The sequence below is a fragment of the Pseudomonas sp. GB2N2 genome, from assembly GCF_054897705.1.
This window is the reverse complement of sequence record NZ_CM142701.1, coordinates 1,245,778-1,260,801: the sequence shown is the minus strand read 5'-3', so window position 1 is coordinate 1,260,801 and position 15,024 is coordinate 1,245,778. Positions and strand designations below refer to the sequence as shown.

15 protein-coding genes are annotated in these 15,024 nt (G+C 58.6%); 10 read left to right on the top strand and 5 right to left on the bottom strand.

Translation table 11 applies throughout. The annotated features are described in order from the left end of the window. Positions 1–68 precede the first annotated feature (68 nt). Positions 69–968 (bottom strand): lipid A hydroxylase LpxO, encoded by a 900-nt coding sequence (gene lpxO / locus ACYZT4_RS05830; RefSeq protein ID WP_461986004.1) that lies wholly within the window; start codon positions 966–968, stop codon positions 69–71. 413 nt (positions 969–1,381) lie between these two features. Between lpxO and ACYZT4_RS05825 the strand changes: the two genes are divergently transcribed. Both ACYZT4_RS05825 and ACYZT4_RS05820 read left to right on the top strand, forming a co-directional pair. Then, positions 1,382–2,971 (top strand): ABC-F family ATPase, encoded by a 1,590-nt coding sequence (locus ACYZT4_RS05825; protein WP_082356619.1) that lies wholly within the window; start codon positions 1,382–1,384, stop codon positions 2,969–2,971. Between the two features lie 271 nt (positions 2,972–3,242). Further along, complete coding sequence (locus tag ACYZT4_RS05820; protein ID WP_461986002.1) at positions 3,243–4,430, top strand: MFS transporter; 1,188 nt, start codon at positions 3,243–3,245, stop codon at positions 4,428–4,430. A 26-nt stretch (positions 4,431–4,456) separates the two neighbouring features. On the opposite strand, the gene ACYZT4_RS05815 is transcribed toward ACYZT4_RS05820, so the two are convergent. Together ACYZT4_RS05815 and ACYZT4_RS05810 are read right to left on the bottom strand one after the other, a co-directional pair. Beyond that, a complete protein-coding gene (locus ACYZT4_RS05815; protein ID WP_461986000.1) occupies positions 4,457–5,494 on the bottom strand; it encodes an alpha/beta hydrolase family protein in 1,038 nt (345 codons plus the stop codon). Between the two features lie 269 nt (positions 5,495–5,763). Further along, positions 5,764–6,375: an FMN-dependent NADH-azoreductase gene (locus ACYZT4_RS05810; protein WP_461985998.1), complete on the bottom strand. Its 612-nt coding sequence runs from the start codon at positions 6,373–6,375 to the stop codon at positions 5,764–5,766. 132 nt (positions 6,376–6,507) lie between these two features. Between ACYZT4_RS05810 and ACYZT4_RS05805 the strand changes: the two genes are divergently transcribed. Then, entirely contained in the window at positions 6,508–7,416 is a 909-nt protein-coding gene (locus ACYZT4_RS05805; protein WP_461985996.1) for a LysR substrate-binding domain-containing protein, read from the top strand. Further along, positions 7,413–7,772 (top strand): MmcQ/YjbR family DNA-binding protein, encoded by a 360-nt coding sequence (locus tag ACYZT4_RS05800; RefSeq protein WP_461985994.1) that lies wholly within the window; start codon positions 7,413–7,415, stop codon positions 7,770–7,772. The genes ACYZT4_RS05805 and ACYZT4_RS05800 overlap by 4 nt, the downstream gene beginning before the upstream one ends. A 7-nt stretch (positions 7,773–7,779) precedes the next feature. On the opposite strand, the gene ACYZT4_RS05795 is transcribed toward ACYZT4_RS05800, so the two are convergent. After that, on the bottom strand, positions 7,780–8,208 hold the full coding sequence (locus ACYZT4_RS05795; protein WP_461985992.1) for a DUF1294 domain-containing protein: 429 nt from the start codon (positions 8,206–8,208) through the stop codon (positions 7,780–7,782). Beyond that, on the bottom strand, positions 8,205–9,035 hold the full coding sequence (locus ACYZT4_RS05790) for an undecaprenyl-diphosphate phosphatase (RefSeq protein WP_461985990.1): 831 nt from the start codon (positions 9,033–9,035) through the stop codon (positions 8,205–8,207). Before ACYZT4_RS05790 ends, ACYZT4_RS05795 begins: the two co-directional genes overlap by 4 nt. A 293-nt stretch (positions 9,036–9,328) precedes the next feature. Between ACYZT4_RS05790 and ACYZT4_RS05785 the strand changes: the two genes are divergently transcribed. From ACYZT4_RS05785 to ACYZT4_RS05760, 6 genes are all read left to right on the top strand, one after another. Next, a complete protein-coding gene (locus ACYZT4_RS05785) occupies positions 9,329–10,963 on the top strand; it encodes a methyl-accepting chemotaxis protein (protein ID WP_461985988.1) in 1,635 nt (544 codons plus the stop codon). 214 nt (positions 10,964–11,177) lie between these two features. Next, the gene (gene pnuC, locus ACYZT4_RS05780; RefSeq protein ID WP_461985986.1) at positions 11,178–11,741 is read left to right on the top strand and encodes a nicotinamide riboside transporter PnuC; all 564 of its coding nucleotides are present in this window, start codon (positions 11,178–11,180) and stop codon (positions 11,739–11,741) included. After that, a complete protein-coding gene (locus tag ACYZT4_RS05775; RefSeq protein ID WP_461985984.1) occupies positions 11,738–12,262 on the top strand; it encodes an AAA family ATPase in 525 nt (174 codons plus the stop codon). The genes pnuC and ACYZT4_RS05775 overlap by 4 nt, the downstream gene beginning before the upstream one ends. Positions 12,263–12,592: 330 nt before the next feature. Further along, the gene (locus ACYZT4_RS05770) at positions 12,593–13,027 is read left to right on the top strand and encodes a hypothetical protein (RefSeq protein WP_461985982.1); all 435 of its coding nucleotides are present in this window, start codon (positions 12,593–12,595) and stop codon (positions 13,025–13,027) included. 1 nt (position 13,028) lies between these two features. Then, the gene (locus tag ACYZT4_RS05765; protein WP_461985980.1) at positions 13,029–13,607 is read left to right on the top strand and encodes an adhesin; all 579 of its coding nucleotides are present in this window, start codon (positions 13,029–13,031) and stop codon (positions 13,605–13,607) included. A 64-nt stretch (positions 13,608–13,671) separates the two neighbouring features. Further along, positions 13,672–14,982, top strand: coding sequence for a heme utilization protein (locus ACYZT4_RS05760; RefSeq protein WP_461985978.1), 1,311 nt, complete (start codon positions 13,672–13,674; stop codon positions 14,980–14,982). Positions 14,983–15,024 lie beyond the last annotated feature (42 nt).

The following is a 15,024-nucleotide window of genomic DNA, read 5'->3' as shown; positions in this document are numbered from 1 at the left end:
AGGTTGGAATGTATTTCCATGTAGGAGTGAGCCTGCTCGCGAAGGCAATTCAAGCCTCAACAGACCATTCAAATCCAGACAATCACTGCCAGCAACCCGACAAAAATCGCCCACTTCTCCAGATAGTAGAGATTACGATTGCGCTTCTTCAGCGCCTTCCCGCGCAAACGAATCTTGTAGATCCTGGCAAACAGCCGATTGATGGCTCCGGTCTTGTCGCCCACATCATTCGGCGCGCCCGCCGCCGACATCACGTTACGGCTGAACCAGCCGTTGAACGCCGCCGCCCAGCGATACTTCATCGGCCGCTCAATGTCGCAGAACAGAATGATGCGATTCTGATCGGTGGTATTTTCCGCGTAATGAATGAACGTCTCGTCGAACATCACCGCCTCTCCGTCGCACCAGTGATAGTGCTCGCCATCGACGTTGATGTAGCAACCGGCGTCGTTAGGTGTCTCCAGCCCAAGGTGATAACGATAAGAGCCGGCGTACGGATCACGATGGCGCACCAGTCTGGAACCCGGTGGCAACTCGGCGAACATTGCGGCTTTGATCGAGCCGATGCTCTGCACCAGTTCGGTGGTGCGCGGGCAGAGTCTCATCGCCGACGGATGGCTGTCGCCGTACCACTTCAGGTAGAAGCGCTTCCAGCCGGTTTTGAAAAACGAGTTGAAGCCCACATCGTCGTACTGGTTCGAACGCTTGATCTCACCTGCCAGCAGCAAATTCCGGCCTTCTTCGCGAATTTCCTGCCAATGCGCCTGCAACGGATTCAGGTCCGGGAAATCGGCAGGATCGAGATAAGGCCTGCTGGGGATTTTCGAGAACAGGTAAAGGAAGCAATTGACCGGTGCCAGAAACGACGAGTGATCACTCAGTTGACGGCCCAGTTTGTGGCGCACACGACCCCGCAGGTGAACGTACGCAATGCATACAACATAAACAGCGGCAAAGATGAGTTTCACGGAAATCGTCACACGTCAGAATTGAACAGACTACGTCCATGCCTGTCGGCATCACATCGGAAGATGGCAGTTTAGCCACGATTTGTAACCAATAGTTCACCTGCAAATGTGAAAATCTGTCCGCTGATACTGCCAAAGCGCCCGCGTGGCCTCAACGCCCTATCGTTTAAGGTGCCAGACCAGTACAATCGCCGCCAAACATTACGCGCCCCCCTTGGTTGATGACGGGAATGACCCCCGCCTCAGCGCACTTCGACTCGGGCCAAGCGCTCCATATGCTGCTGTCCACTTATTGCCAGATGGACCTTCCGCTTCTGACCGGGATGCATTTCCCGTGGTTCAAATACGGAAACGGGTACTGAATCGGTACTGCCGCAACCCTAGCTACTCTGAATGCTTCGCAGGAAAAACCTTTGATCTCTACAGCTAACATCACGATGCAGTTCGGCGCCAAGCCGCTATTCGAAAACGTTTCGGTCAAATTCGCCGCGGGCAACCGTTACGGCCTGATCGGCGCCAACGGCTGCGGCAAGTCGACCTTCATGAAAATCCTCGGTGACGACCTTGAGCCGTCCGGTGGCCAGGTCATGCTCGAGCCGAACGTGCGCCTGGGTAAATTGCGCCAGGACCAGTTCGCCTACGAAGAATTCACCGTGATCGACACCGTGATCATGGGTCACGAAGAGCTGTGGAAGGTCAAGGCCGAGCGCGACCGCATCTACTCGCTGCCGGAAATGACCGAAGAAGACGGCATGGCCGTGGCCGAGCTGGAAACCGAGTTCGCCGAAATGGACGGCTACACCGCCGAATCCCGCGCTGGCGAACTGTTGCTGGGCCTGGGTATCGGCATCGAGCAGCACTTTGGCCCGATGAGCGAAGTTTCCCCTGGCTGGAAACTGCGCGTATTGCTGGCGCAGGCGCTGTTCTCCGATCCTGAAGTGCTGTTGCTCGACGAACCGACCAACCACCTGGACATCAACACCATTCGCTGGCTGGAAAACATCCTGACCCAGCGCTCCAGTCTGATGATCATCATCTCTCACGACCGTCACTTCCTGAACAGCGTGTGCACCCACATGGCTGACCTGGATTACGGCGAGCTGCGCCTGTTCCCGGGCAACTACGACGAGTACATGACCGTGGCGACCCAGTCCCGCGAGCAATTGCTGTCGGACAACGCCAAGAAGAAAGCGCAGATCTCGGAACTGCAATCGTTCGTCAGCCGCTTCTCGGCCAACGCCTCGAAAGCCAAGCAGGCCACTTCCCGCGCCAAGGCGATCGACAAGATCCAGCTGGCCGAGGTCAAGCCGTCGAGCCGTGTCAGCCCATTCATCCGTTTCGAGCAAACCAAGAAGCTGCACCGTCAGGCGGTCATCGTCGAGCGCATGGCCAAAGGCTTCGACGGCAAGCCGCTGTTCAAGGACTTCAGCTTCCAGGTTGAAGCCGGCGAGCGCGTGGCGATCATCGGCCCGAACGGTATCGGTAAAACCACCCTGCTGCGCACCCTGGTCAATGAACTGACCCCGGACGCCGGCACCGTGAAGTGGACCGACGCCGCGGAACTGGGCTACTACGCCCAGGACCACGCGCACGATTTCGAAGACGACTGCAACCTGTTCGACTGGATGGGCCAGTGGACCCAGGGCGGCGAGCAAATCGTTCGCGGTACCCTCGGCCGCATGCTGTTCTCCAACGACGAAATTCTGAAGTCGGTCAAGGTGATTTCCGGTGGTGAGCAAGGTCGCATGCTGTTCGGCAAACTGATCCTGCAAAAACCAAACGTGCTGATCATGGACGAACCGACCAACCACTTGGACATGGAATCCATCGAGGCGCTGAACCTGGCACTGGAAAACTACCCGGGCACGCTGATCTTCGTCAGCCACGACCGTGAGTTCGTCTCGTCGCTGGCGACCCGTATCATCGAGCTGAGCCCGAGCGGCGTGATCGACTTCAGCGGTACGTATGACGACTACCTGCGTAGTCAGGGTGTTGTGTTTTAAGTAAGCCTTGCTGCAACTGAAAGCCCTGTCCTGGTGACGGGGCTTTTTGCATTTCAGCATCAATAAACATAAGCCTGCGGTACCCGGATTCTGTAGGCGCCGGCTTGCCGACGATAGCGTCCGCGAGATCGCCATCGCCGGCAACCCGGCTTCTAAACTAGGCCGTATTCCAAGGCCGGAACGCCGGGCATTTGATCGTTAGCCTGCTTTCTTTTATCAAGCGACCGCGCCATGATGCAGGTCTCCCACCGCCGCCCGCGAACGAGCTCCCATGTCTGCGCAGCAACTGCCTCTGCCAAGCTCCACGGCGATCACCTTGCAGATCGTCTCCATCGTTTTCTATACCTTTATCGCCTTCCTCTGCATCGGCTTGCCGATTGCGGTGCTGCCGGGTTACGTGCATGAGCAGCTGGGTTTCAGTGCGGTCGTGGCGGGGCTGACCATTGGCTCGCAGTACCTTGCCACGCTGCTCAGCCGTCCGATGGCCGGGCGCATGTCGGATAACATCGGCACCAAGCGTGCGATTGTTTACGGGTTGTCGGGGATCGTCCTCAGCGGCGCGCTGACGTTGCTGTCGACGCTGCTGCAAAGCTTTCCACTGACCAGTTTATTGATTCTGATCGCCGGCCGTTTGTTGCTGGGGATCGCCCAAGGCTTGATCGGCGTCGGCACCATCAGTTGGTGCATGGGCCAGGTCGGCGCCGAACACACCGCGCGTTCGATCTCGTGGAACGGCATCGCGTCCTATGGCGCCATTGCCATTGGTGCACCACTGGGCGTAGTGATGGTGGCCGAATACGGTTTTGCCAGCCTCGGGATCGCGCTGTCGGCGCTGGCTGCGCTGGCGCTGGTGCTGATCCGCAACAAACCCTCGGTGCCGGTGGTGCGCGGTGAGCGTCTGCCCTTCTGGGCGGTGTTCGGGCGCATTGCGCCATTCGGCGCGAGTTTGAGCCTGGCCTCAATCGGTTACGGCACGCTGACTACTTTTATCACCCTGTATTACGTCAACCGTGGCTGGACCGGCGCCGCGTACTGCCTGACGGTGTTTGGGGTGTGCTTCATTCTGGCGCGTTTGTTGTTCATTTCAAGCATCAGCCGTTTTGGCGGATTCACCTCGGCGATTGCTTGCATGAGCATCGAAACGGCGGGCCTGGTATTGCTGTGGCTCGCGCCTTCGACCGGTTACGCCCTGATCGGCGCGGGCCTCGCCGGGTTCGGATTGTCGCTGGTGTACCCGGCGCTGGGCGTGGAGGCGATCAAACAGGTACCCAATTCCAGTCGCGGTGCGGGACTGAGTGCTTATGCGGTGTTTTTCGATCTGGCGCTGGCAATTGCCGGGCCGTTGATGGGCGCGGTGGCGCTGAATTTGGGGTACTCGTGGATTTTCTTCTTCGCCGCGATGCTGTCGATCACCGGGCTGGGGCTGACCCTGCTGCTGAAACGCCGCTCAATCACCTGACAACACTACCTTTGTAGGAGTGGTGTTTATTGATCGGCAGTTTGCATGCCCGCGCGGGTTGGCTTGCCCAGGGCATGGGAGAAGAAGCGCCCCGCTTCGGAAATCATGTTGCGGTGAATGTCCTCGCGGTCGACGCCATCTGCGTCAGTGCACAACGCCGGCATGGCCGCGATTTGCTCTTCGTTGCACGGCGCCATGAAGACGAAGTGCCCTGCCCCGGCCAGCAATTTGAAGTCCGGCGCGGTCGGCAGTTTGCGCGCCAGTGCCGCGGCGTTTTTATCGAAGGCCACCAGTTTGTCGCCGTCGCCGCTGTAGAGCAGCACCGGCACATGCACATCGGCCAGGGTATGACGGCCGAACTTCAGGCTCAACGGCGCCATCAGCAACAACGCGTGAACCCGAGGATCAGCCACCGGTTGCAGGTCATCACGGTCGACGATCAGCTCGCCGTGGGTATTGCAGGCATCGCGGTCGTCCGGACGCTCTTCGCAATAGCGGCGCAGGCGATCCAGGTCAGGCGTGGCGCCGGACAGGATCAACGCGGTCTCGCCGCCGGCTGAATACCCGATCACGCCCACCTGATCGGCATTGACGAACGGCGAGAGCATGGGGTCGCCCAGGGTCGCGGTAATGGCTTCGGAAATCTGGATCGGCCGACCGTACAGGTTGCTCAAGGTGCCAAGGCGGCTGTGGTCTTTGGAGTTGTCGCCGGGATGAATCACCGCCACCACCACAAAACCTTTACGCGCCAGCGAGGTGGCAAGGTCGTGCAGGGCCAGCGGGGTTCCGGTGTTGCCGTGGGATAGCATCAACATCGGGAAACGGCCGATGGCGACGCGGGTATCTTCGCCCGCCTCGACGGCGTAGCCCTCGAGTTTGCTCGTGTGTTCCCGGTCGCTGGAGGGATAGAACGCGATGGCGCGCATCGGCTGCAAATCCAGCGGATCAAGAAAGCTCAGCTCGTGGTAGCCGACGCTCCAGTGCGGATGTGGCGCAGGGGCTGCGTGCACTGAATTCAGGCTGCCGAGCAGGCAAATCAGTAACGTTGCACAAAGACGCACCATGGGATGCCCCACCTTTGTTACTGGACCGGGAAGCCCGTTCTCCTGCGACACATCGAGGAAGCGGCCTTGTACCAGCAAATGCGGCCACCAAGGTCGATACAGAACGGGGACGTTAACCCTCGACTGCATAACCTGGGCCACAACATGAACTGCGCATCAAAAAACTTGCAATGATCAGAAATAAAAAACTCCGCATCTGACACTTGCGTGATCAGAATACAGAGTTTTTTGGGGTGTTGCCCGAGCTCATTTACATCTTTACGCAAGCCTTACGCAGCGGCGAACAGTTGCTCGCTGATTTTGGTGCGAGCGTCACTCATGGCTTTGGTGCGCACTTCGTCACCGTACGCCAGGCCTTCAGCACGGACGAATTCGATGTCGGTGATGCCGAGGAAACCGAACAGCAACTTCAAGTACTCTTCGTGGGCAACGCCAGACGCCTGACCGGCATGCAAACCGCCGGAAGTCGAGACGATCACGAGTTTCTTGCCACCGCACAGGCCTTCAGGACCGGCTTCGGTGTAATGGAAGGTCTTGCCGGCAACGGCGATGCGGTCGATCCAAGCCTTGAGTTGGGTCGGGATGGTGAAGTTGTACATTGGCGCGGCGATGACAATGGCATCGGCGGCGAGGAATTCGGCCAGCGTCGAGGCGCTCAGTTCAGCTTCGTGCTGCTGTGCGGCGTTGCGCAGTTCAGCCGTGGTGCCGGCGGCGACCAGGGTGGTGGCGGAGAAGTGGCTGATGGCATCGCTGGCCAGGTCGCGGTAAGTGACGACGGCAGCCGGCTCGGCGGTTTGCCAGGCTTTGACGACTTCGCCGCTCAACTGACGGGAAGCCGAGTTGTCACCAAGAATGCTCGAATCGATGTGCAGAAGTTTCATGTGGGATCTCCAGGTGAGGACCGCCACGGGGCGATCTGATGGAAACAATCCTACAGACGAAACGAATAGGTGATTAGACTGCAACAATGCGATAGTTCGTCTCACTGATAGAACAGTCGAGCACACAAAGCCATGCAAGACCTGAATGACCTTTATTACTTCGCCAAAGTGGTCGAAGCCGGCGGTTTCGCCGCCGCCGGGCGTTTGTTGGGTATTCCCAAGTCGCGGCTGTCACGGCGGATCGCCGAACTTGAGGAACGACTGGGCGCGCGCCTGCTGCAACGCACCACGCGGCAGCTCAAGTTGACGGCGGTGGGTGAACGCTATTTGCGGCATTGCCAGGCCATGCTGCTGGAAGCCGAGATGGCCGATGAAGCCGTGGCCAGCATGTCCAGCGAGCCTCGCGGACGCTTGCGCGTATCTGCTCCTGTCGGGCTGGCCCATGAAATGCTGCCCACAGTGATCAGCCGGTTTCTCGAGAAATACCCGCATGTTCAGCTGGAAGTCATGCTGGTCAACCGCCGGGTCGATCTGGTGACCGAGGGCGTAGACGTGGCGCTGCGGGTTCGCGAGCCGGGTGACGAAGACCCGTTGCTGGTCACTCGACGCCTGCGTCAGGCGCAGATGCTGTTGGTCGCCAGTCCGGACTTTCTCCATGGCCGGCCGATCAATCATCCCGAGGACCTGAAGGGTTTGCCGGTGCTCGGCGCACTTGAGGCAGACCGCATGGTGCACATCCGCATGCTCGATCAGCAAGGCAAGAGCCATGAGTTCGCACTCGAAGCGCGACTGGGCATCGACGATTTCATCGTGCGCAGGGCCTGCACCCTCTCAGGCCTTGGCTTTACCATGTTGCCAATGATGTATTGCGAGCAGGAGCTCGAAAGTGGCGCGCTGGTGCAGTTGCTGCCCGACTGGTCGTTGCCGGGCGGCTGGCTGCAAGCGGTCTACCCTCACCGGCGCGGCGTAATGCCGGCCGTGCGCGCCTGGCTCGACCATTTGATCGAATCATTCAATGCCTGTGGGGACCGTTTGATATGAAGGCTGGACGCATGAGCGAAGAGGACGTCGCGCAATTCTGCCTTGCACTACCGGGTGCGCGGGAAGACTACAAGTGGGGCGGCGTGCGGGTGTTTTCGATCGCCGGCAACAAGATGTTCGCCCTGCAAAACCTTAGGGGCGACTCCCTTGCCTTCAAGGTCGACAAGGATCTGTTCCTGGGCCATTGCGACCGCCCGGGCATTCACCCGGCGCCGTATCTGGCGCGAGCCCAGTGGATCATCATGCAGACGCCCTACCCACTCGGCGCCGAAGAACTGCACAACCTGCTGCAACGCTCGCATCAATTGGTGGTAAGCAAGTTGCCCAAGCGCACTCAGGTCGGATTGCTGCTTTAAAGCGTTTTTAAAATAACGCCAGCAGGTTCGACCCGATGAACAGTTGATCGATCCAGAACACCTGGTGCAGCAGCACGATCATCCAGAACAACAGTTGAAAGGACACCTTGCGCGTCTTGTGCCGGAACACTTGTTGCGCCACCAGGGCGCCGGGCCAGCCGCCCGCGAGTTCGACCGCATGCAATACGTTTTCGGGCGTGCGCCAGCGATCGGTGCGGGCCTTGCGCTTGTCGCTCCAATACAGGAAGAACGCCAACACGCTGACGATGCCGTAGGCCGCCAGCGGAATCAGCGAAATCCCTCGCAGCCAGAACGACACCGACCCAATCAGCGGCAGCGCGCACACGATGGCGAACACCAGCAATTTCAGCCTTGGATTCTGAATCTGCCCACCGGAGTTGCGTCCGGGAATGTTGCGCGCGCTGGCCTCATTCATGCCTTGGCCGCGCTCCAGTCGATCCAGCCAAACTGCCAGGTCGCCAGAATGACCAGGCCGAAAGCAATGCGATACCAGGCGAAAGCCGCATAGCTGTGGCTGGCAATAAACTTCAGCAACGCTTTGACTGCAATCATCGCGAAGATGAACGCGGTGACAAAACCGACCGCAAACACCGGGAAATCAGCCGCCACGAACAGGTGCCGATATTTGAAGCCCGAGTACACCGCCGCCGCGACCATGGTCGGCATCGCCAGGAAGAACGAGAACTCGGTGGCCGTCTTGCGCGACAGGCCGAACAGCAGGCCACCAATGATGGTCGAGCCCGAACGCGAGGTGCCGGGAATCATCGCCAGGCATTGGGCGAAACCGACTTTCAGTGCGTCTTGCCAGGTGATCTCGTCAACGGTTTCGGCGTGCACCTCATGCTGACGTTTTTCCGCCCACAACATGATGATCCCGCCCACGACCAATGCCGCTGCCACCGTTATCGGGTTGAACAGGTAATGGTGGATCAGATCGGAAAAAATCACCCCCAATACCACGGCTGGAATGAAGGCAATCAGCAGGTTGGCGGTAAAGCGCCGGGCACTGGGTTGTGTCGGCAAGCCAGTCACTACATCGAGGATCTTGCGGCGAAACTCCCACACCACGGCCAGAATCGCGCCCAACTGGATAATGATGTTGAACGCGATAGCGCGCTCACCGCCGAAATCGAGCAAGTCGGCCACAATAATCTGGTGTCCGGTACTGGAAATCGGTAAAAACTCCGTCAGCCCTTCTACAACCCCAAGTATCAATGCCTGCACAGCGGTCCAAAGATCCATCAATCCCCCAGGAAGCGATGCGCGACGGCATGCCCCGTTAATATTTTTTCAAGTCGTTCGCTGCAACCAGCGTAGCTAAAAGTCCCGCGCACAGAATCCGGACGGAACGGTAAAAATTCCGTGAAACGTCGACATGGATTCAGGTTTTTCCGTGCGGGGCCGAAATCCTATCAGACAAGCCCGATTTACGCTGCCACGTTGTTGGACTTGGGTCGGGTAGGCCCGATCAGCAAAATGTGATCGGATGCTGGCGATCATTTATTACAAGAATAAGACACCGGAGTGACCGCGTTATGAACAGCTTGCGCAATATGTCAATCAGCCGCCGTTTGTGGCTCATTCTGATCGTGGCCGTCATGATGCTTTTGACCTTGGGCGCGTTGATGCTCAAGCAGATTAACGAAGACCTGTATCGCGCCAAGGCGCAGAAAACCCAGCATGTGGTGCAGACTGCCAGCGGCATCCTCGCCTATTTCCACGACCTGGAAACGGCCGGCACGCTGACGCGCGACGCGGCGCAGAAGCAGGCACTGACTGCTGTTCGCGGTCTGCGCTATGACCAGAACGACTACTTCTGGATCAATGACCTGACGCCGGTGATGATCATGCACCCGGCCAACCCGAAACTCGATGGCCAGAACCTCTCGGCGATTCGCGATCCGGACGGCTTTGCGGTGTTCAATGAAATGGTGGCCATCGCCAAATCCAAGGGCGCCGGGGCGATCAATTACCGCTGGCCGAAACCGGGTGCCAGCGATCCGGTGGGGAAAACCTCCTACGTCAAACTGTTCGAACCCTGGGGCTGGGTGATCGGTTCAGGTGTGTACATCGATGACGTGCAGGCCGAGTTCACGGGCCAGGTCTGGAAAGCCACCGGCGTCGGCCTGGTGATTGCGGCGATCATGGCGCTGCTGGTGATTCTGATTGCCCGCAGCATCGTGCGTCCGCTCCAGGACACCGTGAACGCCATGGCCAACATTGCCAGCGGCGAAAGCGACCTGACCCGCAGCCTCGACACCCATGGCCAGGATGAAGTCACGCAACTGGCGCGCCACTTCAATGCGTTTACCGCCAAGTTGCGGGGGGTGATCGGTGAGTTGCAGGTGTCCGCCAGCGCCCTTGGCCAGTCGTCCAGCGAGTTGGGCAACGACGCCGCCCAGGCCCAGCAACGCAGCCAGCAGCAATCCCAGCAGATGGAACTGGTGGCCACGGCTATTAATGAGGTGACCTACGGCGTGCAGGATGTGGCGAAGAACGCCGAGCACGCGGCCAGCGAAATGCGCAATGCCGAATCCCAGGCGCAACAAGGTCAGGTCAACATTGACAGCAGCCTGCAGCAGATAGACAAATTGTCTTCGACGATTGATCAGGCCGTGGAAGTCATCCGCACCCTGGCGACCGAAAGCACGCAGATTGGCAGTGTGCTGGAAGTGATCCGCTCCATCGCCGAGCAGACCAATCTGCTGGCACTCAATGCCGCCATCGAGGCCGCCCGTGCCGGCGAGCAGGGTCGTGGATTTGCCGTGGTGGCCGATGAAGTTCGCTTGCTGGCCCAGCGTACACAGAAGTCCACCGCCGAAATTCAGTCGATGATCGAGCGCCTGCAATCCCACTCCGAGGCTGCGGTCAAGGTCATCAGCGACAGCAGCCGCGCCTCCCAGCTGACCATCGAACAGGCCGGCCTCGCCGGTGCCAGCCTGAACGCCATCGCCCAAGCCCTGCGCAACCTCAACGGGCTGAACGCCTCCATCGCCAGTGCGACGCTGCAACAGGCCCATGTGGTCGAGGACATCAACCAGAACGTCACCCAGGCAGCGGGGTTGTCCCACCACACGGCGCTGGCGGCGGAGCAGTCGAGCGTGGCGAGCGTGCGGTTGAAAGCATTGAGCGAGCAGTTGAATGGGTTGCTGAAGCAGTTCCGGGTGTAGGCACCTTCACGGCCTCGTAGCAGCTGTCGAGCAGCGCGAGGCTGCGCAGCAGTCGTAAAATCCTGCACCCCGGTTTGCCAGACATTCCGCGGCGCCTGATTGACGACTGCTCCGCAGCCTCGCAGGCCCGACAGCTGCTACAAATACCGCGCATGGCGGCTTGCCTACCCGGTACAATCTGCCCCCCTTTTCCGCAACTCCCCAAGGAACCTCCATGTCCGGGCTTGAACTGTTTGCCGCCGCCCTCGGTGTCATTGCCGTCTGGTTGACGGTCAAACAGAATCCTTGGTGCTGGCCGATCGGTCTGGTGATGGTGCTGGTTTACAGCGGGGTGTTTTTTGAGGTGAAGCTGTATTCGGACATGCTGTTGCAAGTGGTCTATGCCGCGTTGCAGGTTTATGGTTGGTGGCAGTGGACGCGCGCGGGGAAGGCACGGCAAGGGCGGCAGGTCAGTCAACTCACGGGGCAATCGATCGCGGCAGGCCTGGCCATCGGCGCCCTCGGCAGTTTGTTGCTCGGCGCGGCGATGGCGCTCTGGACCGATGCCGCCCAACCCTGGCTCGATGCCGCGTTGACCGGCTTCAGCCTGGTGGCGCAGGTCTGGATGGCGCAAAAGCGCGTTCAGTGCTGGCCACTGTGGATCACCCTGGATGTGATCTTCGTCGGGCTCTTCATCTATAAGGGCATGTACCTGACGGCAGGACTCTACGCATTGTTTACCGTGATTGCCGTGGAAGGCTGGCGAGAATGGCGTGCTGATCCGGCGCTGCGCACATGAAAGTCCTGGTGCTGACCGGTCCCGAATCCAGCGGCAAGAGCTGGCTCGCGAGTGAGATTCACGCCAACTTCGGCGGCATAGTGGTCGGCGAATATGTTCGGCATTTCATCGACACTGAGGCGCGTGTAACTTGCTATGAAGACATCACGCCCATAGCCGATGGCCAGCTCGGGTGGGAAGACACGGCACGGAACGAACAGTCCTCACTGCTAATTCTCGACACGCACCTGCTAAGCAATATCCTGTGGAGTCGCACGTTGTTCGGTGATTGCCCGGACTGGATTGAGCAGGCCTTGCTCGCCAGGCACTACGACCTGCATTTATTGCTGAGCCCTGACGCCGTGGGCTGGCATGACGACGGACAGCGTTGCCAACCGCAACTGGCAGAACGCCAGGCGTTTTTCCAGGCCAGCCACCAGTGGCTTGACCTCCACCGCCAGCCCTATCAGGTGGTGCAAGGTGACTGGAAACAACGCAAGCAGGCGGCGTTCGAGGCTGTCGCTCGCTTGCTAATTGCCTGACAGGCGCCCACCGGCCTGGCGAAATGTCCATTCCTGAAACACTCCCCCTTGGCAAAACCCCCGGACTAAAGCGGCCCGGGTCCTCTAACAAGAATTTGTTAAACCACTGATACAAACTTCCTTCGGGACCTCTAGCCCGCTAGTACGCCCGCGTGGACGGCGATTCAGCGCAGCCGTGTCTCAGCGGCGTTACAAAATTTTTTGACTATTTCGACAATAAATTCCAACCCGTTGTTTTTTCGACAAAAACCAAAACCGGCACACCTTCTGCTCTCTTCACTCGCAACGCTGATCAGGGCCAGCGTTCCACTTACAGAAGGAATTGCTGCCGTGGGGACATTCAACAACAAAATCTATAGCCTCGTGCTCAGCGGATGTGCACTCGGATCACTCGTGTGCCTGCCCGTACAGGCTGACAACGGCATCATCATTATCAAACGTGATGTCCAGGTACGAAACGCCGTGCAACCGCCGTTGACCCCCGATCCTAATCCCACCACCGTCAACGCCAACCCATCCAGACAAATTCTCAGTCAAACCAGCGAACTGAGCGATGGCGATTTTGCCAACGTCGCCAGTGGCGCGGGCATCTCGCGCCTGGTCGTTCAGAACAACAATCTGGGCGGAAATATCAGCACGCAGAATCAGCTGTCCAACCAATCCGCCGGACGCTCGGGAAATTCAGGCGGCGGCATTGCCAACATGGTCAATTCAAACGTCCAGCAAGGCTTGGGCGCTCTGAAAATCATAACGGGAGACCGTTAAGATGAATCGTTCACTGCTGATTATCGCCATGTTTTTCAGTGCATCGACCTTGGCTCAATCTCTCGTTCCCGTGATTAACAACGCCGATATCGACAATTCAGGTGCGCAGTACGACGGCAACGTCAGCGTCAACCAGGCGGCCGGCGATCAACAGCAACAGGCCAACGCCCGGGCGATCGCCAATGGCCCTGGCGCCAGCGCGACCACGCAGATTCGCCAACGGTTGAATACGGTGGCCGACCCCAGGATGGATGCCAAAGCCAGCATCCAGGGCAACTCCTTCAGTAACGGCAACGGCGCCCTGGGCGTGAATCAGAGCGCGGGTGCCAATACCCAGCAAGCCAATGCGCTGCGGATAAGCATCAGCACACAGCCGCAAAGTATCGACGACAGCGTCCTCATGCAACAGAACGTGGCGCTGCTCAACAACTCCGATCCGACTGATTCTGCGCCGGGCTTTCGCCAGGTCACTACCAGCGACCAGGCCTTCACCGGGAGCCGTGGGGTAATTCAGTTGAATCAGAGTGCAGGGGTGGGAAACCGAATGGGCAACACCCTGAGCATACGGGTCGCGGATTGACCCAAACAGGAAGTACAAACGGGTAATAACAACACTTAACCTAAAATAAGTACGGAGAATCACCATGAAACCTTCGATGGCACTAAAGCCTCTGGTTTTCGCAATTGCTGCGCTCATGGCTGTAGCTGTACAAGCTAACGGAAACGATAACGATGACCACCACAATGGTCATCACCATAACGGAGGCAATCAAACGCCTCCTCCAAAAATGATACCTATCAGCGCAACTGCCAACGCGAACGACAAGCAAAGCAGTACCGGCAACCGTATCTACAACCAGGGAACTGAGAACTCAGCCGAGATGAGCAGTTCTGCAGCAGGTGCCAGCGGCAACGTCGGCGTCAACGTGGCGGCCGGCTCCGGCAACCAGCAGGACAACGCCGCCGCCATCGCAAACGCTGCTTCCGACAACGCTTCCATCGATAACAGCTTCGTGTTTGGCACTGCCAGCGCAACATCCAAAGTTACGCAAGTCAGCAACAACAACCGGGTCGAAAACTACTCCACCACTAACTCTGCTGTGATGAGCGGTTCGGGTGGTGGTGCCAGCGGCAACATGGGCATCAACATTGCTGGTGGCGACCTTAACCAACAGAAAAATACCATGGCAATTGCCAACTCCAGTGCGCCACTCGGTAATGCTTCTGCCACCGCCTCTGCCGATCAAAGCGGCCCTGGCCTGACCGTGGTTAACGGCGCCGACAGGACTTACAGCCTCGACACGCTGTCGTTCACCACAACTCACACCGGCAGCGCCTCTTTCAACAAAGATTCCAATTTGAGCGTTGATAAGAGCAAGTCGAGCAACTGGGCTGCGAGCGGTTCTAACAGCTGGGATGCCAGTGGTTCGAAATCTTCCAGTGCGAGCGGTTCCGCAAGCACGGATTCGAGCGCCAGCAGCAGTGCGTCTATAAACGCTACTCTGGCCGCATCGGCGGATGCTGCCGTCAGCTTTACTCGCAATAACGGCAATGGTGATCGCACTCGCAGTGCGAGTGGTAACGCGTCGTTGAACGCATCGCTCGATGCCTCTGTCAACACGTCAAACCAGAGTTCAACCGATTCTTCGTACGAAAAAGCGCATGCGTCTGAATTCGCGAAATCGTTTGACTCGTCCTACGATAAATCTGGCGAAAAATCGTCCTCGTCGTCGAAGGACGTAACGAAAAGCTTCAGCGAAAGCAGTTCATTTGATCTGAGCAACACCTACTCTTATCAAGTGCTGACTCCAACTGGCTGGGCCAACCCTGTGACCAACACTGCAACCCTGAGCGGTTCGGTGAATGGCGGCAGTGGCAACCTCGGCGTCAACGTAGCCGCCGGTGTGGGCAACCAACAAAGCAACTCGTTGGCCATTTCCAACCAATCGTTCTGATTGCTGGCTCTGGAGGCCCCCTTACGGGGGCCTTTTTCCACA

What these genes read in the sequence shown, in the direction of transcription:
- ACYZT4_RS05820 (WP_461986002.1), top strand. Translation starts at nt 3,243, where the DNA reads ATGTCTGCGCAGCAACTGCCTCTGCCAAGCTCCACGGCGATCACCTTG.
- ACYZT4_RS05815 (WP_461986000.1), bottom strand. Translation starts at nt 5,494, where the DNA reads ATGGTGCGTCTTTGTGCAACGTTACTGATTTGCCTGCTCGGCAGCCTG.
- ACYZT4_RS05810 (WP_461985998.1), bottom strand. Translation starts at nt 6,375, where the DNA reads ATGAAACTTCTGCACATCGATTCGAGCATTCTTGGTGACAACTCGGCT.
- ACYZT4_RS05805 (WP_461985996.1), top strand. Translation starts at nt 6,508, where the DNA reads ATGCAAGACCTGAATGACCTTTATTACTTCGCCAAAGTGGTCGAAGCC.
- ACYZT4_RS05800 (WP_461985994.1), top strand. Translation starts at nt 7,413, where the DNA reads ATGAAGGCTGGACGCATGAGCGAAGAGGACGTCGCGCAATTCTGCCTT.
- ACYZT4_RS05795 (WP_461985992.1), bottom strand. Translation starts at nt 8,208, where the DNA reads ATGAATGAGGCCAGCGCGCGCAACATTCCCGGACGCAACTCCGGTGGG.
- ACYZT4_RS05790 (WP_461985990.1), bottom strand. Translation starts at nt 9,035, where the DNA reads ATGGATCTTTGGACCGCTGTGCAGGCATTGATACTTGGGGTTGTAGAA.
- ACYZT4_RS05785 (WP_461985988.1), top strand. Translation starts at nt 9,329, where the DNA reads ATGAACAGCTTGCGCAATATGTCAATCAGCCGCCGTTTGTGGCTCATT.
- pnuC (WP_461985986.1), top strand. Translation starts at nt 11,178, where the DNA reads ATGTCCGGGCTTGAACTGTTTGCCGCCGCCCTCGGTGTCATTGCCGTC.
- ACYZT4_RS05775 (WP_461985984.1), top strand. Translation starts at nt 11,738, where the DNA reads ATGAAAGTCCTGGTGCTGACCGGTCCCGAATCCAGCGGCAAGAGCTGG.
- ACYZT4_RS05765 (WP_461985980.1), top strand. Translation starts at nt 13,029, where the DNA reads ATGAATCGTTCACTGCTGATTATCGCCATGTTTTTCAGTGCATCGACC.
- ACYZT4_RS05760 (WP_461985978.1), top strand. Translation starts at nt 13,672, where the DNA reads ATGAAACCTTCGATGGCACTAAAGCCTCTGGTTTTCGCAATTGCTGCG.